Source organism: Halomonas sp. CSM-2 (assembly GCF_002119345.1).
In the GTDB taxonomy this organism is placed as follows: Bacteria; Pseudomonadota; Gammaproteobacteria; order Pseudomonadales; family Halomonadaceae; genus Vreelandella; species Vreelandella janggokensis.
The window spans coordinates 43,002-61,494 of record NZ_NBYR01000004.1; the positions used below are offsets into that span (position 1 = coordinate 43,002).

18 protein-coding genes are annotated in these 18,493 nt (G+C 60.4%); 11 read left to right on the plus strand and 7 right to left on the minus strand.

Going from position 1 to position 18,493, the window contains the following annotated elements; genetic code table 11:
- Positions 1-60 precede the first annotated feature (60 nt).
- The 10 genes from B7L15_RS04035 (at position 61) to B7L15_RS04080 (ending at position 12,668) form a co-directional block, all read left to right on the plus strand.
- Positions 61-933 carry an ABC transporter permease subunit gene (locus tag B7L15_RS04035; RefSeq protein WP_085917740.1) on the plus strand — a complete coding sequence of 291 codons (873 nt, stop codon included), beginning with the start codon at positions 61-63 and terminating at the stop codon, positions 931-933.
- Positions 934-2,037 carry an ABC transporter permease subunit gene (locus tag B7L15_RS04040; protein WP_217807976.1) on the plus strand — a complete coding sequence of 368 codons (1,104 nt, stop codon included), beginning with the start codon at positions 934-936 and terminating at the stop codon, positions 2,035-2,037.
- Positions 2,034-2,756, plus strand: coding sequence for an ABC transporter ATP-binding protein (locus B7L15_RS04045; RefSeq protein ID WP_085917741.1), 723 nt, complete (start codon positions 2,034-2,036; stop codon positions 2,754-2,756). Before B7L15_RS04040 ends, B7L15_RS04045 begins: the two co-directional genes overlap by 4 nt.
- A complete protein-coding gene (urtE, locus tag B7L15_RS04050) occupies positions 2,743-3,462 on the plus strand; it encodes an urea ABC transporter ATP-binding subunit UrtE (RefSeq protein WP_085917742.1) in 720 nt (239 codons plus the stop codon). Before B7L15_RS04045 ends, urtE begins: the two co-directional genes overlap by 14 nt.
- Positions 3,463-3,600: 138 nt before the next feature.
- Positions 3,601-4,599: an acetamidase/formamidase family protein gene (locus B7L15_RS04055; protein WP_085917743.1), complete on the plus strand. Its 999-nt coding sequence runs from the start codon at positions 3,601-3,603 to the stop codon at positions 4,597-4,599.
- Between the two features lie 17 nt (positions 4,600-4,616).
- Positions 4,617-6,314, plus strand: a complete 1,698-nt coding sequence (locus tag B7L15_RS04060; protein ID WP_085917744.1) for a nitrilase-related carbon-nitrogen hydrolase — start codon at positions 4,617-4,619, stop codon at positions 6,312-6,314.
- Positions 6,315-6,375: 61 nt separating this feature from the next.
- Entirely contained in the window at positions 6,376-7,887 is a 1,512-nt protein-coding gene (locus tag B7L15_RS04065; protein ID WP_085917745.1) for an amidase, read from the plus strand.
- 273 nt (positions 7,888-8,160) lie between these two features.
- Complete coding sequence (locus B7L15_RS04070; RefSeq protein WP_085917746.1) at positions 8,161-10,623, plus strand: YbeU/YbeR family protein; 2,463 nt, start codon at positions 8,161-8,163, stop codon at positions 10,621-10,623.
- A 113-nt stretch (positions 10,624-10,736) separates the two neighbouring features.
- Positions 10,737-11,432 carry a C40 family peptidase gene (locus B7L15_RS04075; RefSeq protein ID WP_085917747.1) on the plus strand — a complete coding sequence of 232 codons (696 nt, stop codon included), beginning with the start codon at positions 10,737-10,739 and terminating at the stop codon, positions 11,430-11,432.
- A gap of 27 nt (positions 11,433-11,459) precedes the next feature.
- Positions 11,460-12,668: an MFS transporter gene (locus B7L15_RS04080; RefSeq protein WP_085917748.1), complete on the plus strand. Its 1,209-nt coding sequence runs from the start codon at positions 11,460-11,462 to the stop codon at positions 12,666-12,668.
- On the opposite strand, the gene B7L15_RS04085 is transcribed toward B7L15_RS04080, so the two are convergent.
- Genes B7L15_RS04085 through B7L15_RS04105 form a run of 6 tightly spaced genes read right to left on the minus strand, consistent with a single transcriptional unit; the run spans position 12,616 to position 17,442 of the window.
- Positions 12,616-13,254 (minus strand): ABC transporter ATP-binding protein, encoded by a 639-nt coding sequence (locus B7L15_RS04085; RefSeq protein WP_085917749.1) that lies wholly within the window; start codon positions 13,252-13,254, stop codon positions 12,616-12,618. The genes B7L15_RS04080 and B7L15_RS04085 overlap by 53 nt on opposite strands.
- Positions 13,247-14,062 carry an ATP-binding cassette domain-containing protein gene (locus tag B7L15_RS04090; RefSeq protein ID WP_085917750.1) on the minus strand — a complete coding sequence of 272 codons (816 nt, stop codon included), beginning with the start codon at positions 14,060-14,062 and terminating at the stop codon, positions 13,247-13,249. Before B7L15_RS04090 ends, B7L15_RS04085 begins: the two co-directional genes overlap by 8 nt.
- A 20-nt stretch (positions 14,063-14,082) precedes the next feature.
- Complete coding sequence (locus B7L15_RS04095) at positions 14,083-14,613, minus strand: ABC transporter permease (RefSeq protein WP_369596841.1); 531 nt, start codon at positions 14,611-14,613, stop codon at positions 14,083-14,085.
- Entirely contained in the window at positions 14,571-14,885 is a 315-nt protein-coding gene (locus tag B7L15_RS19955) for a hypothetical protein (protein WP_369596842.1), read from the minus strand. Before B7L15_RS19955 ends, B7L15_RS04095 begins: the two co-directional genes overlap by 43 nt.
- Entirely contained in the window at positions 14,882-15,862 is a 981-nt protein-coding gene (locus B7L15_RS04100; protein WP_176243631.1) for an ABC transporter permease, read from the minus strand. The genes B7L15_RS19955 and B7L15_RS04100 overlap by 4 nt, the downstream gene beginning before the upstream one ends.
- Positions 15,853-17,442: an ABC transporter substrate-binding protein gene (locus B7L15_RS04105; protein ID WP_085917751.1), complete on the minus strand. Its 1,590-nt coding sequence runs from the start codon at positions 17,440-17,442 to the stop codon at positions 15,853-15,855. The genes B7L15_RS04100 and B7L15_RS04105 overlap by 10 nt, the downstream gene beginning before the upstream one ends.
- Positions 17,443-17,530: 88 nt before the next feature.
- On the opposite strand from B7L15_RS04105, the gene nikR reads away from it, so the two are divergent.
- A complete protein-coding gene (gene nikR / locus B7L15_RS04110; protein ID WP_085917752.1) occupies positions 17,531-17,929 on the plus strand; it encodes a nickel-responsive transcriptional regulator NikR in 399 nt (132 codons plus the stop codon).
- Positions 17,930-18,006: 77 nt separating this feature from the next.
- Here the strand turns inward: nikR and B7L15_RS04115 are convergent, their stop codons facing one another.
- A complete protein-coding gene (locus tag B7L15_RS04115) occupies positions 18,007-18,492 on the minus strand; it encodes an FKBP-type peptidyl-prolyl cis-trans isomerase (RefSeq protein ID WP_085917753.1) in 486 nt (161 codons plus the stop codon).
- Between the last annotated feature and the right edge of the window lies 1 nt (position 18,493).

The window sequence follows — 18,493 nt, forward strand, 5'->3', positions numbered from 1 at the left end:
GACCTGTGAGTTTGCATTAAGCGGGAAACCTCGCGGGCGTTTCCTGCCCAGGAGCTGGATATGGAATACCTACATTTAGCGTTCACAGCTTTCTATCAGTTTGGGGATGCGTTTGCTTTTCTGGTGCTATCTGCCATGGGGCTTGCGGTGATCTTCGGGATGATGGGCATCATCAACCTGGCTCATGGTGAATTCATCATGTGCGGCGCCTACGTCACGGTCGTAACGGCACGCCTGGGGGTGCCACTGCCCATCGCGATGCTGTGTGGCAGTCTGGCCGCCGGGATACTTGGCATTGTGCTAGAGCGCACGATCATCCACCGCCTCTATCACCGGCCGCTGGACTCTATTGTGGCCACCTGGGGGATCAGCCTGATTCTTACCCAGGGCACGCTGATCCTGCTTGGCTCAAGCATGTCGGGCATCAGTACGCCGCTTGGCAGCTTTTCGGTGGGCGACTACACATACTCTACCTATCGGATGGTGCTGCTTGGGGTCGCCGTGCTTCTTCTCGTTGGCCTGTATGTGCTGTTTCACCATACGACGTTCGGCATCCACTCGCGCGCCACCATTCAAGCACCGCACATGGCGAAAGCGGCGGGTATCGACACCGGACGTATGTACTCACTCACCTTTGGCCTCGGGGCGGCCCTGGCCGGGTTGGCCGGTGCGCTTTATGCACCGACGATTTCCATCGTGCCGACGCTGGGTGCCAATTTCCTGGTCGAGAGCTTCGTGACGGTGGTTGTCGGTGGCGCGGATGTGTTCCTGGGTACCGCACCGGCGGCGGCCACACTCGCGGTCATCAAGGCCTTTCTGACCGGTTGGCAAGGGCAGCTAATAGGCCAGGTGGGGCTATTAATAACCGTCATGGTGGTTATCCGCATTCTCCCACAAGGCCTGTCTGGCTGGTTACTCAAGGGGCGTACATAAATGGGTATGTTGCAGCGAGAAGGATCGGTGACGACACCTTCGTCGTCTCGAGTTCCCAACTGGATGCGGCTCGTTAACGGTCCGCAAACACTGGGTCGCGGCCCGTTGTTTTGGGTTGGCTTTGCCTTGGCCATTGGGGCCGCCATCGTTTACCCCGCCTTTGCGGATGCCTGGAGCGTCGGTAATACGGCCTACTTCTTTTGCTGGGTGTTCATGGCGCTTGGGCTGTCGTTGATCTGGGGCTACACGGGGTCGCTCAGCTTTGGCCAGACGGCTTTCTTCGGGCTTGCCGGATACACGTACGGTGTCGTCACGATCAACTTTGGCGCGGCTTACGGTATGACCCTCGTCGGCGTGTTGATTGGGGTTGGGGTGTCGTGCCTGGGGGCGGCGCTACTTGGTTACATTCTTTTCTACGGGCGAATCAGCGGTGTCTTCCTGGGTATCGTTACGCTGTCGACCACGCTGGTATTTGCCACCTTTATGGCACAGACCGCTGGCTCGCAATGGGCGATCGGCGATGCACGGCTGGGTGGCGACAATGGCATGACCGGTATGCCGCCGTTGACCATTCCTTGGCCGGGGGGCGATATCGCGCTGTATTCGGGCGTGCCGCTTTATTACCTGCTTCTGGCCCTGCTGGTGCTTTGCTACCTGGGGTTGCGGGTGCTGGTCAATTCGCGATTCGGCAATGTGCTGGTGGCGATTCGTGAGAATCCGCATCGCGCTGAAATGCTTGGTTATGACACGCGCCGCTATCAATTGATTGCCTTTGTGATTGGCAGCGGGCTGGCGGGGCTGTCCGGCGTGCTCTATACCGCCTGGGGGCAGTACATCAGCCCCTCCAACATGGATTTGGCGGCTGCTGCCTTGCCCATTATCTGGGTGGCAGTGGGTGGACGCAAAGATCTTACCGCGACGCTGGTAGGCACCTTGGTGGTGCTGGGCATATTCCAGAATCTGACGATCTACGGCAGCTACTACGCCTTCGTCATCATGGGACTGCTATTGGTCGTCATCGTGGTCTATTTGCCGGAAGGCTTAATCCCGGGGTTGGCCAGGCTCTTTGTCCGCCTGCGTAAGCGTAAGGAGGGTATGTCGTGACCCTACTGCGAACCGAACATTTATATAAACATTTCGACGGCGTGAAAGTTGCCCAGGATGTGAACTTTTCGATGGAGATCGGTGAAATCCGCTGTTTGATTGGCCCCAATGGTGCGGGGAAGAGCACGTTTTTCAAGCTTGTGCTTGGTGAGCATCGACCCAGCGCCGGAAAGATATTCTTCTCGGAGAAGGACATCACCAAGTTTCGTTCCTTTGAACGCGTGAAACAGGGCATCGCCGTCAAGTTTCAGGTGCCGGGTATCTTCGCTGAGCTGTCCGTTTGGCAAAACATGCAGATCGCGGTTCAGAACCATCTGCATGGCGATTCAATGACAGCGGCGATCGACAAAGCCCTTGCCTTTGTAAGGCTCACCGACAAGGCAGGCGAGCTTGCGGGTGAGCTCTCCCACGGCGAGCAGCAGTGGCTTGAGATCGGCATGGCGGTGAGTACTGGACCACGTTTGCTGCTGCTCGACGAGCCGACGGCGGGTATGACGCCGGAAGAAACGGCGCGCACGGGCGAGATGATCCAAGCCCTCAATCGCCAGGGGATGTCCATTCTGGCGGTCGAGCACGATATGGAATTCGTACGCCAGATTGCCCATAAGGTCAGCGTACTGAACTTCGGTGAGATCTTCGCGGAAGGCACGATCAACGATATCGAGGCTAACGAAGAGGTCGCACGTATTTACCTGGGGACAGCCGATGACGACGAATAATACAGATCTGCTGAGCGTGGAGGGCGTCACGTCTGGCTATGGGACAACCTCTGTTCTGCAAGAGGTCAGCTTGAGTGTTGGCCGGGGAGAGGTGGTGGCCGTCATCGGCCGGAATGGCGTCGGCAAGACGACCTTGATGAAGACGCTGATCGGTCTTCTCAGGCATCGACAGGGCATTATCCGCTTCGATGGTGAGGATATCAGTACGCTCGAATCCCACCAGCGTGCGCGCTTGGGTATTGGCTATATCCCGCAGGGACGCGAGGTCTTCTCGCGCATGACCGTCTGGGAAAACCTTAAGGTTGGCGAGATGCTCCAGCAGCCAGGAGAGGGCGTCGACTATGAGCGGGTCTACGAGTTCTTTCCTATCCTGCGCGAGCGGGCCAATCAGCGGGCGGGCACCTTCAGTGGTGGACAGCAGCAACAGCTGGCGATCGGCCGGGCCATGGTGGGCAAGCCGAAGCTGATGCTGCTCGATGAACCCTCGGAAGGTATCCAGCCGAATATCGTCAAGGACATTTCGCGCAACATTCTCAAGCTCAACCGTGAGCTGGGCGTCACGATTCTGCTCGTCGAGCAGAACCTGGACATGATCATGACCATGGCGCAGCGCTGCTACGTCATGGACAAGGGGCAAATCACCCACGAGCTGGCTAGGGAACAACTCCGTGACCGTGACGCGATGCGTCGCATTCTGGCGGTTTGAGGGTAGGGCGTGACCCCAAGGTGGGCATGCGAAGCGTAGGTTCATTTCACCATGACGCAAGCTCCGGTCTGCAGTTCCTGGAGCGATGACTGAAAGCAGCTAAAAGTACCTAAACAGTACATAAAAAGGAGTAGAACAATGAATTGGTTTGATCATTCCATCATGGCGCGTCGCGCCGTCGCCAGCGGTAAGCCGGGTACTACCCACCAACTGACAGAGGCGGTTCAAGGTCAGTATCACTATACGCTTGGGCCCAACCCCAAGCCCGTGCTGCATATTCAGCCGGGGGATATCGTCAGTGCGGAAACCCATGATGCTTTCGAAGGCAAACTGCGCTCGGAAAGCGACAAGCCAAGCGAATTGCTTAATCTGCCTTACCTTAATCCGCAAAACGGGCCGATCTACGTAGAAGGGGCCGAGAAGGGTGACTGCCTGGCGGTGTATATCCGCGACATGAAACCCCGTGGCCCGCAGCCTTGTGGTACGACGGCGCTGATTACCGAATTTGGTGGTTTGGTGGCGACCGGTGACACCGCGCTACTCAATGAACCACTGCCGGAGCGGGTTAAGAAGGTAGACGTTGACGCGGAAACCGGCGTGAAGTGGACCGATAAAATAACCCTGCCGTATCAGCCATTTATTGGCACCATTGGGGTCTCGCCAGAGATAGAGTCGATTAGCTCGCTGGTTCCCGATTATTACGGCGGCAATATGGACTTACCCGATGTGGCGCCTGGAGCAGTCATCTATCTGCCGGTGCATACCAAAGGTGCCTACCTTTATCTGGGGGACTGTCATGCAGCCCAGGGCGATGGTGAATTGTGCGGCGTGGCGATTGAGCACCCTACCGTGACAACCGTACAGGTCGACTTGATTAAGGATTGGACGTTCAAGTGGCCGCGCCTGGAAAACGAGCAGTTCTATATGACCATTGGTTCCGCACGGCCGATGGAAGATGCCTCGCGCATTGCCTACCGAGAGCTGGTTCGCTGGCTGGCGGCAGAGTTCGATTTCGATGAGATCGAGGCTTACATGCTGCTCACCCAGGCAGGGCGTGTGCGGTTGGGCAATATGGTGGATCCAAAGTATACGTTAGGTGCTTCCATCCTTAAGTCCATCGTTGGACAAGCACGCTAGCGAGCGGGGAGGTAACAATGAAATACCTTGCCGCCACGGTGCAGTTTGAGCCTGAAATGTTAGCCAAAGAGCGCAATATCGATGCGCTGAAACGGTTGGTGGAAGAGGCGGCTGCGTCGGGGGCGCGGCTGATCATCACGCCGGAAATGGGCCTTACCGGTTACTGCTGGTATGACAGGGAGGAAGTGACGCCCTATGTAGAACCGGTACCTGGGCCTTCAACCGAATGCTTCGCCGCTTTGGCGGCGAAGCTTGACTGCTATATCGTTATCGGGCTGCCGGAAGTGGAGCCTGCCAACGGCCTTTACTACAACACCGCGGTTCTAGTGGGCCCAGAGGGGTATCTGGGTAAGCATCGTAAAAGCCACCCTTACATTGCCGAGCCAAAGTGGGCGGCCTCTGGGGATACGGGCCATCAGGTGTTTGAGACGTCGCTTGGGCGGATTGCGCTGCTCATCTGCATGGATATTCATTTTCTTGAAACCTCACGTCTGGTGGCGTTGCAGGGCGCCGATGTCATCTGCCATCTGAGTAATTGGCTTGCCGAGCGCGCACCTGCCCCATATTGGATTAGTCGTGCCAGGGAAAATGGCTGCTACCTTATCGAGAGTAACCGCTGGGGGCTTGAACGCGGTGTTCAATTCAGTGGCGGCAGCTGCGTGATTGACCCGGATGGACATGTCCAGGCGAGCAGGGATGACGGCGATGGAGTCGTGCTGGGCGAGATTGATACCGACCGAGTAACAGGGCCGTTAGCCAATGAGCGTCGGCCAGATCTCTATCATGAGTTACTTCATCAAACTTACGCCTGGAACCCGTTGGACTTTTTCAGGCTTTATGGTCATCAGCCACTGCCCAAGGGCAAGGCAAGTACCATTGCGGTTGCTCAATTCTCCCCTTCGAACAATCTCGACGATAATCTTTCCCAATGTATGGCGCTGATCGCCGAAGCAGAGCATGCCGAGCTGGTGGTTCTGCCCGAGTTAGCCCTGACGGGACTGAACGCTGGCGCGATCAATCCTATTTCATCGGAGCACCCTGCTTTCAGCGCACTCTGTCGACTCGCCGAGGATCGTCAACAGTACTACGTGGTGGGTTTCGCGGAGCAGGAGGATGGGCATCTCTATAATGCGGCCGCTCTTGTGGGGGCGCAGGGCGTTATGGAGGTGTATCGCAAGATTCATTTAACCGAGGTTGATCGAGAATGGGCAACACCAGGCGAACGTTGGGTTAGCGGCGATTTACCCTTAGGTCGCGTGGGAATGCTGATCGGCCATGATGCCGATTTTCCCGAGGCGGGGCGTATTCTGGCGCTGCGAGGGTGTGATGTGATCGCTTGCCCTGCCGCCTTACCCGGGCCTTTTCATAGTGCGCATCCCGGTACAGGCATTCGTCAGCCAGCCCCTATTTCTACCGGCCCGGACGAACACCATTGGCACCATTACCGGGTGCGTGGTGGCGAGAACAACTGCTATTTCGCCTTCGCCAATGTGCATATGCCCGAGTCGGGTTTACCCGGATTAAGCGGTATATTCGGACCGGATACGTTCCATTTCCCTCGCCAGGAGGCGCTGATGACCAGCGCCAGGGGCTGCATTCAGCTTGCCATCGACACGAGCAACCTGGAGTCGGCTTACCCGAACAGCGCTGTGCGCCGCAAGGACCTGGTGGCGATGCGCCTGCCACACCATTACCACAGCTTGTTGGAGAGGTAGTTTGTTCCTCCCTTACTAGATGCCTTTTCAGGCAACCGTCTGTTTATAGGAGTAGTTGACCATGAGCGTGAAGCGACCCGGCATTGATACCTTGGCGGCCATTTCCGATTATTACGGTTTTGACCTTTCCTTTGATGAACTGAGCGAGTTCCAGTCCGCCGTTGCGGGCTCAATGGCCATTTATGATCGCCTGGATGAACTGGCGGATGAATCACTGCCGGTCAACTACCCTCGGTCAGAATTGGGTTATCGCCCGGTAGGTGACGACAACCCGCTCAATGGCTGGGCGTGGAAGTGTTCGGTGCCTGGGGCCAAGGAAGGACCGTTAGCCGGTCGAACAGTGGCGTTAAAGGACAATATCGCGCTGGCAGGCATTCCCATGATGAATGGTTCGCCGATCATGGAAGGTTTTGTGCCCCGGGAAGACGCCACCGTGGTCACACGGCTGCTCGACGCTGGCGCGCATATCATCGGCAAGACGGCCGTACCTGCGTTCTGTTTTGACGGTGGCGGCTGTACCGGCTATCCCGAGCCTCAGCCGGTAAATCCGCACGATCATGACCGGCTGGCCGGGGCCTCCTCCAACGGCAGCGCCGTGGTGGTGACTAATGGTGAAGTGGATATGGCGCTTGGGGGCGACCAGGGCGGTTCCATTCGGCTGCCCGCCTCGTGGAGTGGCTGTTACGGCATCAAAGGCACCCATGGCCTGGTGCCTTACACGGGGATCTTTCCGATTGAGCTGACAATCGATCATGTGGGCCCCATGGCGCGCACTGCGGAAGATTGCGCGCGCATGCTGGAAGTGCTGGCTGGCTCGGATGGGTTGGATCCGCGCCAGTACGATGTACGCACGGCGAAATATACCGAATCGCTTAGCGAAGACCTTGCAGGTTTGCGTATTGGCATCCTGCGTGAAGGGTTTGGCATTGCCGGTGTCAGTGAACCGGACGTGGACGCCGCTGTGAGAGAGGCCGTCAGCATACTGGAAAAAGCCGGGGCGCGTGCCTCGGAGGTCTCAGTCCCCATGCACAGCGACGGGCTGGCGTTGTGGAGTGCGATCGCCTTTGAGGGTGCGACCGAGCTGATGGTCAGGGGCGATGGTTACGGCACCAACTGGCGCGGCCATTACAGTACGCAACTGATGGACTTTTACGGACGGGCTCGCCGCGCCCGTGGCCATGACTTCAGCGACACTGTGAAGATGACGGTGCTCGCCGGGCATTACATGTCCGAGCAGTATAATCGCCACTACTACGGTAAGGCCCAGAATATCGGTCGGCGGCTAGCTCGCGATTATGACAAGGCCCTGCAGGAATATGACCTGCTGATCATGCCCACCACCGCCATGAAAGCGGTCAGCAGGCCGGCAGATAAACACCTCACCAGCACACTCGCCGGTGCGCTTGGCAATCTGCACAACACCGCCCCGTTTGATGTGAGCGGGCACCCGGCAATGAGCGTGCCGGTCGGCTTTTCAGAAGGCCTCCCTGTCGGTATGCAACTGGTGGGGAGACGCTGGGATGAGGCAACCGTGCTGAAGGTCGCCCATGCCTATCAGGTCGCTATCGGCTAGCGGTATGCGTCCAGCGCCGTAGGAGGTGTTATACCCAGTCCTTAACCTTCGCTCGTAAAGCCCTTGTAGGCCAGCGCCCGACTTCGTCGGGCGATAACCTTCGGTGCCGGGATGCTTGCTGATCGCGCAACAAGTTGTGCTCCTACAAACCCCGCCTGCACTTGGCTTTGAAAACCCGCCTTCAACATCTATCGGCCTTTGGAGCTGTTTCCGTTACACTAAGCGGCTTTAAGCTTGCCTGCGGGCAGTGGGTGTTTTTTGTCGAGGTGTCTCTTGGGTGACGCGCTACATGCTTGGTGGGCGCAGCAGTTGGTGCTGTGCGATTGGCATTTTACGCCGCATCCCTTATCGGTGGATGCGGGGGCGGCAGAGCAGCGTTTGCTGGGCCAGGGGATTGCCCATCGGGGTGAACTGGCCGAGCAATGGTGGGTTGCGATGCATGCGCCGGCAGGCGAGGCGGATCAACTGCTGGCAGCGCTTGAATGGGCGGCGTTGGCCGGTGCAGCGGGGTGGATAAGCCCCGAGCAGGCCAGCGACTGGGCCTGCTGCGTGATGCAGCGTATTCATCGTGAGTACCGCGACCTGCGCAGTTGGCTGGGCGATGTGCGCCGCTCCCTGGGCGTGCGTGGCTGGGCCTCCGGGGCCGATGACCGTTTTATTGATGCCTGTCAGGTGCTGGCGGATTCGGAAGCCGAGGGCGCGGGGATCACCTGGGAAATGTTTGAGACGGCGTTGCGCGAGCACGGTGAAGTCGCCCTGTGGCCTACGTCGCCTGGCGCTCAGCCCTGGCGGCTGTGTGCGCTGTTTCGCCCGCTGCTGAATTACCCGGCAAGCAAGGCGGATTGGCCTGATGCGGTCAACTGGTTAGGTACCGCTTGGGACATCGACAGCCGCGACGAGCTGCTGACCGGGCTGTTATGGCTGGGTGCCCAGGGTGAACGCCAGCGCTGGGATGTTGAAGCGCGCGACCTGCTTGCCATGGACGCGGCCCAGCGCCAGGAGTGGCAACGCAATGCCCAGCCCGATTCGCACCACGCCAGCGTGCTGTGCCGCTTTGTCAACCAGGGCGAGCCCCTGGAGTGGGCCGCCTGGGATTGGTTGCGGCTGGTCGAGCTGGCCTGGGCGGGCGCCTGTAGCGGCTGGTTGAGTCAGGCCGAGGCGGATGCCTTTGCGGCGCACGCCGCCGAACTGATGCAGCGCCGCTACCACGACTGGCGGGCGGTGATTGTTGCCTACCGACGAGGCCAGAGCTTGTTTGATGGCATTGACCGGCGCGACATGACGCCGTCTGAACGCGAGACGCTGTTGCTGAGCGGCTCGTTCAGCCCTTGGCAGGTCGCCGTTGACGACCTGCTGGACGCCGAGACCCAGGCTGCCTCGCGCGAAATGCTTGGCCAATGGCGCAATACGCCACACCGCTGGTTGCTGGCCATGGCGGGCGTGCGCGAGCCGGATGCCATGCTGCGGCTGGCCAATCCCGGCGCCCCGCTGAGCGAAGCGCAGCGCGTCGAGGCAGGAGAGTACCTGGATGGGTCCTTAGGGTTGCATGCCGATGAGGGTGCGGCGGCCATGGCGCGCTACTGGCTGCCCGCTCAGGCGCATCATCTGAATCAGCTCGCTGCCGATGCGGCCCACGGTGTCATGCCGCCTTCCGCGACGCTGTTTGGTCAGCCGGACTTCCCGGTTAACGCCCAGCGCCAGGCGCTGAAAGGTGTCAGTCGTCATGCCGCCACAATCCACATGGCCGAGAAGTTTGCCTTCTACCTGCATATGGCCCTCAACAGCGAACTGCTCGAGACGGAAGCGCTGTTGGATTACGCGCGCTCGCTGCGCAGCTGTTTGTGCCGCTTTTATCCCAATGCCAAGCGCATGCTGGAGGCGTGGCTGGCCTGGGAGCACTGCCTGCCGGAGAGCGAGCACGCCTCGCTGTGCAATGAAATTGCCTGGCATCTGGAAGATCCGGGCAGTCTGTTCCACTGGCTGGACTGGCGCGCCGATGCCTGGCGCGAGCCCAGCGAGCGACCGACGCTCAGCCAGTTTACCGCGATGTCCCTGGTTGGACCGCTGAACAGTGCGGTATGGAGTGAGCCCCAGCAGGAAAGTCCCCGCGAGTGCGCGGAGATTCGTGAGTGGGTGGAAAGCCATTATCACCTGGCCAGCGCCGACGATATGCAGACCTTTCTGGCGTCCATGCTGGAGGCGGGTGACCGCCAGGAATACCAAATCAATTACGAGCCTTACACACTCAATACTCAGCGCCTGGAAGCCGAGATTGCCATTCTGGAGTCCGGTGATTGTGCGGAGGAGGATCGCCATCACCTGCTGAGGCTGCGCCGCGTGCGCGATAACGAGGATGGGTGCAACGAGATCGACATGGCGGCCTGGGACATTGCCCAGATTGTCGACCTGGCCATTGCCGGTCGCCAATTGGGCTGGTTATCATCCACGTCCTTTGCCGATGTGCTGGGGCGCGCCTATCAGCTGGCGGCGGATCACTACTCGGGCTGGCAGGATTACGCGGCTGGCATGTACGCTGGTTTCTCGTTCTTCATGGGGGAAACCCCCGAGCGGGAGAGCTTTCTGGCCAGTTTTCGGCAGGCGTTGGTCGCCTGGCTGTGCGCGGCACCGATACTGGCGGGGCCTTGGGCGAGCCTGGATTTTCCCGGCAACAAGCCGCGTCATTTTGCGCCGCTGCACATCGATACGTTGCCCGGCGATCAACGTACCTTGCATTGAGACTCGCTTAACGTAGGTATTTTGGCTTATAGTCATGGTTAACCAGTATTAGCTCAGCCAAGAATAGGTCTGGCCACTGGTGTTTTTATTCAATTATTGACGAGGGATCGCGCATGGTTGCGTTGCCAACTATTGCTGTTACCGCTGCTCGTTTTATCAATCTTTATTCTGGTCGATTACGTGAACGCCATGCGCCTCTTGCGATAGCTGGCTGTATGGTCGTTGTGCTGAGTGGCTGTGCGACCAGCGTGCCGCGTGACGATACGCCCGATGATTATTTTGCCCGCTCGATGCCGGGCCTGCCTGACGATTGGAAGACGCAGATGTCGCCCTTCGATGGGCAATACGATGCCTTCGGGAATTGGCAGGCCTCGCCAACCGAGCAGGTGCGCGAGGCACTGCTGGCCCAGCATGAGCAGTGGGTAGGCACGCCATATCGACTTGGTGGCACCAACCAGCGTGGCATCGACTGCTCGGCGCTGGTACGCAACATCTTCCGCGACACCTTTGAGCTGGAGCTGCCACGCTCCACCCGTGGGCAAGTCCATGAGGGACGCCCGATCGACCGCCAGGAATTACAGGCGGGCGATCTGGTGTTCTTCCGCCCGCCGGGAGCGTATAACCATGTAGGCATTTACGTTGGCGACGGGCATTTCCTGCACGCCTCTACCTCGCAGGGGGTAATTATCTCCAGCCTGGATAATGTCTACTGGAAACGCTACTACTGGCAATCGCGGCGGCCGCTGGCCCCGTCACACCTGGCCAAGCTCAAGGACGCGTTGCCGCTCAACGCCTCTCGGTCGATGTAGCGGACCTTTCTCACCGTTGAGCATCACATGATCGAAGCCAACACCCGTGCCTGGTGGCGCGCGACCTTTGCCCTCTGCCTGGGCTCCTTTCTGGTGTTCATCAATCTTTATGCCCCGCAGCCGTTGCTGCCGGGGCTAAAAGAGACCTACGGCGTGTCTACCCTGGTGGTTAGTCTGCTGATGTCGGTATCGACGTTGTCGCTGGCTCTGGCACTGCTGGTATTCGGGCCACTTTCCGACGCGATCGGCCGCGAAAGTATTATGCGCATTACGCTCTTGCTGGCCGGTGGTTGTTCGCTGGCGCTGGCCTTTGCGCCCACTTTTGAAACCCTGTTGGCGCTGCGGTTGGTGCAGGGCTTTGTATTGGGTGGCCTGCCCGCGGTGGCGATCGCCTGGATGGGTGACGAGTTCGATAAACCCGCGCTACTCAGCGCGGTGGGGCTGTACATCGGCGCCAATTCGCTGGGCGGCATCAGCGGGCGTGTGGTCGGTGGCGTGGCGGCGGATATCGGCGGGCCCTCGGCGGCGTTTTTAACTGTGGGTGTGCTGACGCTGGTGGGCTGTGCGGTATTCTGGCGGCTGTTGCCCAACAGTCAGGCGTTTCGTCCGCAGCGCTTTCAGTTGCGCGTCGCACTGGGTGATCTGGCCGGGCACTTGCGCAATCCGGTCCTGCTCGCCGCCTATGCGCTGGGCGGCATCAACTTCCTGATCTTCATCAACCAGTACAGTTATATTACGTTCCGCCTGGCGGAGTCGCCTTATCAATTGGCGGCGAGCAGCCTGGGGCTGGTGTTTCTGACCTACCTGGGCGGTACCGTCGGGTCGACGCTTTCAGGGCGGCTGGCCCAGCGCTTCTCACCGGCGACCTGCATGAGCATGGGCGTGGCGATCCTGATGCTGGGCACGGCGATCACGCTGGCGAATTCCCTTTTGCTGATTATCCTTGGGCTGACCATCAACGCATTTGGGTTTTTCCTGGCCCATTCGCTGGCCTCAAGCTGGGTGGGTCGCCATGCCCAGGGCGCTCGGGGCAGCGCTTCGGCGTTGTATCTGGTGTTCTACTACGTGGGGGCCAGCCTGGGCGGTTTCTGGCTGGAGCCGTTCTGGCAGTGGGCGGGCTGGCAGGGCGTGGCGCTGGGATCGTGGCTGCTGCTTGGCGTGACGCTGGTTGTGGCGCTGGGGCTCAGGCGCTTTGAGCGCCGTGCCGCGCAGGCGGGCTCAGCCGCCCCTCGCTGAGCGTCAATCGTCTTGGGCAGAGGCGTTCAAGCAGGGCCGCGTCGTGGCTGATGACCAGCACGCCAAGCCGACGCTCATCGGCCACCTGGCGCAGTGCTTGCCAAAGGGCAAGCTGGGTGAGGGGATCGAGCATGCTGGATATTTCATCCGCTATCAGATAGCGCACCCCGGGGGCCAGGGCGCGCAGTACGCAGACGCGCTGCAGTTCGCCGCCGGATAGCGCGCTGGGGTAGCGGTTCAACCAGCCGGGTTCGATCCCGAAGGCTTCACGCAACGCTGTCGAGGGTGTCCAGGCTTCTTCCAGAATGCGCTTGACCCGCCAGCGTGGATTGACCGAAAGCTCCGGCGACTGGGGCAGCCATTGCACGGGTTGCAAGCCGCTTCGTGGCGGCGCTGCGCCGTCCACCTTTATCACTCCCGCCTGGGGTGTGAGATGCCCCGCCAGCAGTTGGCCAAGGGTCGACTTGCCCGCCCCGGAAAGGCCGTTAAGCCCTACCCACTCGCCCGCCTCAAGTGATAGGGACACGTTATCCAGCACGGCCGTCTTGTCGGCAAACGCATGATGTAAGCGATAGGCGCTAAGCAACGTTCTGGGCCTGTGTGGTTGTGAGCACGCCAAAATGGTTGTCCGGCAGCGCCTGCCACAGCGCCCTGGCGTAGCCGGTGGCCAAGGTGTCACCGTCGCCCCGGAAGGCGCTGGCGCATGCGGTTTCGATACATCGCCCTTGGTTCATGAGGGTGACTTGCTGGGCAATGGGCAGGGCGTGGCGCAGATCGTGGGTAATCAGCAACACTGACTTGCCTTCGAGGGCTAGTGCCGCCAAAGCGTCAAGCACCCGGTTGCGCTGCTGCGGGTCGAGGCCGACGCTGGGTTCGTCGGCGATGATCAACTGCGCGTGGCTCACATGGGCCATGGCGGTGAGTACGCGCCGTGCCATGCCGCCGGACAGTTCATGGGGAAAGGCCTGCCTGCCACGTTCATCCAACTGGTAGTGAGTGAGCGCTTGCCCGGCTGCCTGCCATGCATCAGACCTGGCGTGACCTGCGCGGCTTGCCGCCCAACTGACCTGACGCTGACTGCGGACCAGAGGGTCGAGTGCATCGAGCGACTGGGGGATCAAGGCCAGTTCACGACCTCTTAGCTGGCGCTGACGCGCAGCGGTAAGCGCCCGGTTCTGGAAGGTCAGGCGGCCGGTTTGGTGTTTGGGCTCGGGCAGCAGACCCAGCAGTGCATGGGCGAGCAGGCTCTTGCCCGCTCCCGAAGCGCCCACCACGGCATGCACCTCGCCGGGGTGAAGCTCGAGTGAAACGTCGCTCAATACCTCGGCCCAGCGGCGTCGCCACCAGCTGGTGTAATACGGCAATTGCAGGGTCAGGTGTTCAATGGACAGCATGTCAACTCTCCTTACAGTGCCTAAAGCGCATGACGCCAGTGGCTGGAAAGGCGCTCAAGACTGAGTACCACCAGCAACAGCCCAAGCCCGGGAAATACCCCGAGCCACCAGGCGCCGCTGCTCAAGTAGCGCATGGCATCAGCGAGCAGAAGCCCAATCGCAGGTTGGCTGGGGTCCAGCCCGACGCCTAAAAAGGTCAGCGCGGCTTCGTGCAAAATGGCGTGGGGAAACAGTAGCAAGGCGCCGACCACACATTGGGGTAGCGCATGGGGCAGATAGTGGTAGGCCATCACAAAGCGTCGTGACTTGCCGAGCGCCCTGGACATGACGATATACGGGGCATGGCGAAGCTGAAGTAGCTCGGCGCGCAGTAATCTCGCCAAGCGAGGCCAATGGGTCACCGCCACGGCAATAATCACCGCCTGGGTCCCGCCGCCGAGCGCAAAGGCAATCAGCAGTAACAGAATCAGGTGTGGCACACTGAGCAACGTATCGATCACCAGGGCGACTAGCGCGTCCCAGCGTGGCCCCAGCATGGCCAGCATGGCCATGCCCAGCGCGCGATGAGCGTGCCGAACAGCGCTGCCAGGCTGCCGACCCCGATGCTGAGGCTAAGGCCTGCCAGGGTGCGCGTCCATAGGTCGCGGCCCAGCGCATCGGTGCCGAGCCAGTGGTCCAGGCTGGGAGGGGCGAGGCGGGCGTCAAAGTGCATCTGGCCTGGCGTGTCGCCGAGCAGCCAGCGACTGCTGAGTAGCGCGACGAGCAATATGGCGATGGCGGTACCGATCCAGAACGCATCGCGCCTGGGTTGCGCTCGGCTCATGGCGTCACCTTCTGCAGGCGCGGGTCAATCATCGCGTGGAGAGTATCGGCAAGCAAATTGCCCACGCTGACGAACAGCGCGGTAAACAGCGCAATGCCCAGCAGCAGCGGCACATCGCTGCGCAGCCCGGCGGCGACCGTTGCCTGGCCCAGGCCGGGGTAGGCAAACACCTGTTCGATGAGTATTGAGCCACCAAACAGCTCCCCCAGCGAGGCCAGTGAAAGCGTCAGGGCGGGGAGGCTGGCATGGCGGATACCGTGCCGCCAGGCGATATCCCAGCGGCTGGCGCCTTGTGCAAAAGCGTGGGTGGCGATGTTGGAGTTCATCAGCGCGAGCATACGCGCGCGGCTGTGCAGGGTAATATTGGCGATGCCGATCAGCGCGAGTGTCGCTACGGGCAGGACCAGATGGTGGAGCCGGGTGGCCAGGCCGACGTCCTGGCTTAGAGTGCCGGTGGGGCCTGCGCAACATACCGGCGTCCAGCCAAGGTAAACTGAAAATAACAGCAGCAGTAACATGGCCAGCCAGAAAGCAGGCGTCGAGGCCGTCAAGTAGGCGTAGGTGCTGATGATTCTATCCAGCAAGCTGCCTTCTTTTGCCCCGGCGATCACCCCGAGGGCAAAGCCAACCAGTGTGGTGAGCAACCAGGCGCTGCCCAGCAACATGATGGAGCGCTGAAAGCGCTGGCCGATGACCTCGCTTACCGGCTGGTTATACACATGGCTAACGCCCAGGTCGCCCTGAAGTAGCTGGCCCAGCCAGTGGCCAAACTGAACCACCGGCGGCTCGTCGAACCCCCAGCGCTCGGCGATCAGGTGGCGCTGTTCCGGGCTTACCTGGGCCATTTGAGGTCCCAGGTAGGCGTCAATCGGGTCAATGGGTGACAGCATTATCAAGCTAAACGACACGATCGCGACGCACGCCAGTACCAGCGCAAGGCGCAGCAGACGAGCGGCGGTGATCGCGATCAGTTGCACATCCAGCGCCAGTCGAGCAGGTTGGCGGTAATCGGCCAACCGTGGCCGTGAGGGGCAACCCCCAGCGTGCCGAGATCAAGGCAGCTGTCGGCGGCGTAGATGTGTTCCAGGTTGACCACCCATGCCCAGGTTGCGTCGCCGCGCACGCCATAGCCGGTTTCGCCGTCCCATTGGGCATTGCGCCAGTGGCGATTGGCCTGTTCGGCGCTGGCGGCTCGCTGGGCGTTGTCGAGGTGATCGTCCACGCTGGGGTTGGTGTAAACGCCGCTGTTGTAAAAGCCGTTGCCGCTATGCGCGCTATGGAACAGGTAATAGATCTCTTGGGGACTGTGGCTGCCAAAGCCCATTACAACGGCGTCCTGATGGATCGCTTCGCGCTGTATCTCATCCCAGTGGCGGGCAGTGGGTTGCATCTCGATGCCCAGGGGGCGGACCATTTGCGCGCTTATTTCGGCCAGCCGTTGCCGGGTGGTGTCGCCTGCGGGATAAGTCAGCCGGAAACGGGCGGTTTGACCGTCTTTTTTGCGCAGGCCGCCGTCGCGCTGCTGCCAACCAGCGTCTTCCAGGCGCTGAATGGCCTGCTCAAGGTCAGGGGCCGCCAGGGTTTCGTCGGGGTCGCTCCATGGCATCCCGTCGGCAGGGCCGAACGCCGGGCGGCCGTAGCCTTCAAGCGCTACGTCCACCAGAGTGTCGCGGTCCAGCGCCAGGTTGATTGCCTGGCGGATGGCAATATCGGCGGTGACATCGTTGCCAATCGGTGCGCCATTGTCGGCGGTTTTGCCTTCATCATGCTGCATGGGAAACAGAATGCCGCGGTTGTCGACGCTTTCCATCACCACGCGCTGCATGTCGGATGGGATCTCGCCGGCAAGCGCCGGGGGCAGGGTAGCCAGGTCGACGTCGCCTGCGCGTAAGGCGTTAAGGGTGGTATCCTCACCGGTGAACAAGAACACTAGCCGCTCAAACGGCGGGGTGGGGCCATAAAAGTATGGGTTACGTTCGACGATCAGCTGCTCGCCTTCCTGCCATTCCACCAGCTGATAGGGGCCGGAACCCAGCGGGGCACGGCCGTAGTCATCGTCGTAACCGTTTTCGCGCGCGGCACTGGGGACAATCCCTAAGGTCATCAACTGTTCGATAAAGGTGATGCGCGGCTCGCGCAGGGTGAGAGTGACGGTTTGAGAATCGACGGCCTCGGCGTTTTGCAGCACGCTCAGGTCGGCTCTCCCGCCGGCCTTGGCAGCGGCATTGAAGGTAAAGGCGACATCGTCAGCGGTCAGCCGGGTGCCATCGGCAAAACGTACGTCGTCGCGTAGCGTCAGCGTCCAGGTGAGGCGATCGTCAGAGAGCGACCAGTGGGTGGCGACCTGCGGCTGAGGGGCAAGGTCGATGCCTCGAGCGAGCAGCGTCGACTGAAATAGCGGGTTGCCATACTGCCCCCAGCCAAGTAACGGGTCGAACCCCTGTTCGGGCTCACCGCCGATGGCCATCACAAGTTGGTCTTTGGGTTCGGCGGCATTCGCCAGCGTGACGCAACTTAGCGCCAAGCCGAGTAGAATCGTTCTTGAGTCGAGCGCCATGGCCGTTTCCTGAGGGGGACGGGTATGATGTTTTTTTAATATCATCATACTGGCAGCCGGGGGTCAATTTTTTGGAGGGGGAAAACCGATGCAACGCGTAACGGTCACGCTTGATGAAGAGTTGTTGGCAGATGTGGATGCGCTGATCCAGGAACGCGGTTACCAGAACCGTTCCGAGGCGATTCGCGATTTAACCCGTAGCGGGCTTCAGCAGGTACGCGAGGAAGCCGCGCCACAGGCGCCGTGCATGGGCGCACTGGTGTATGTCTATGACCATGCCGCCAGGGAGTTGTCCAAACGGCTGACGCGCCATTCCCACGCCCATCATGACCTCACCCTTTCAACGCTGCACGTCCACCTGAATGAGCAAAGCTGCATGGAAGTCGCGTTGCTCAAGGGGCAAAGCGACCAGTTGAAACAGTTCGCCGCTGAAGTCACCTCGTCACGCAGCGTCCGCCACGGGCGCCTGGTGCTGATTCCTGAATAATGAGCATAAAAAGGCGACCGCTTGGGTCGCCTTTTCGCATGTCACGCGTCGGCTGGGAAACAGCCAGGGGGAAGAGCTTAGTGCTGCTCTTCGCCACCTTCGCCGTGTACATGGCCGTGCTCAACTTCTTCTTCGCTGGCTTCGCGTACTTCGGCGATTTCAACGTCAAAGTTGAGGTGCTGACCGGCTAGCGGATGGTTGCCGTCGACAACGACAGTGTCGCCTTCGACTTTCTTCACGGTGACCATCAGCGGGCCGCCTTGGGTCTGCGCCTGGAACTGCATGCCCGGCTCAACGCTTTCAACGCCCTGGAACGCATCGCGCGGAACTTCCTGCATCAGTTGCTCCTGAATCTCGCCGTAACCCTCTTCCGGGGCAACCTGGACGTTCAGCTTTTCGCCAGCCGCGTGTCCTTCCAGCTCTTTTTCCAGGCCAGGAATGATGTTGCCTGAACCATGGAGGTAGGTGAGGGGCTCGCGGCCTTCGGAACTGTCTAGCACTTCACCTGAATCGTTGGTCAGGGTGTAGTGGAACGCGACAACCGAGTTTTGCGCAATTTGCATT

Bases quoted from the DNA above. Each gene is read 5' to 3' on its own strand.
- B7L15_RS04035 (WP_085917740.1), top strand. From the start codon at position 61: ATGGAATACCTACATTTAGCGTTCACAGCTTTCTATCAGTTTGGGGAT.
- B7L15_RS04040 (WP_217807976.1), top strand. From the start codon at position 934: ATGGGTATGTTGCAGCGAGAAGGATCGGTGACGACACCTTCGTCGTCT.
- urtE (WP_085917742.1), top strand. From the start codon at position 2,743: ATGACGACGAATAATACAGATCTGCTGAGCGTGGAGGGCGTCACGTCT.
- B7L15_RS04055 (WP_085917743.1), top strand. From the start codon at position 3,601: ATGAATTGGTTTGATCATTCCATCATGGCGCGTCGCGCCGTCGCCAGC.
- B7L15_RS04060 (WP_085917744.1), top strand. From the start codon at position 4,617: ATGAAATACCTTGCCGCCACGGTGCAGTTTGAGCCTGAAATGTTAGCC.
- B7L15_RS04065 (WP_085917745.1), top strand. From the start codon at position 6,376: ATGAGCGTGAAGCGACCCGGCATTGATACCTTGGCGGCCATTTCCGAT.
- B7L15_RS04075 (WP_085917747.1), top strand. From the start codon at position 10,737: ATGGTTGCGTTGCCAACTATTGCTGTTACCGCTGCTCGTTTTATCAAT.
- B7L15_RS04080 (WP_085917748.1), top strand. From the start codon at position 11,460: ATGATCGAAGCCAACACCCGTGCCTGGTGGCGCGCGACCTTTGCCCTC.
- B7L15_RS04090 (WP_085917750.1), bottom strand. From the start codon at position 14,062: ATGCTGTCCATTGAACACCTGACCCTGCAATTGCCGTATTACACCAGC.
- B7L15_RS04095 (WP_369596841.1), bottom strand. From the start codon at position 14,613: ATGGCCATGCTGGCCATGCTGGGGCCACGCTGGGACGCGCTAGTCGCC.
- B7L15_RS19955 (WP_369596842.1), bottom strand. From the start codon at position 14,885: ATGAGCCGAGCGCAACCCAGGCGCGATGCGTTCTGGATCGGTACCGCC.
- B7L15_RS04105 (WP_085917751.1), bottom strand. From the start codon at position 17,442: ATGGCGCTCGACTCAAGAACGATTCTACTCGGCTTGGCGCTAAGTTGC.
- nikR (WP_085917752.1), top strand. From the start codon at position 17,531: ATGCAACGCGTAACGGTCACGCTTGATGAAGAGTTGTTGGCAGATGTG.
- B7L15_RS04115 (WP_085917753.1), bottom strand. From the start codon at position 18,492: ATGCAAATTGCGCAAAACTCGGTTGTCGCGTTCCACTACACCCTGACC.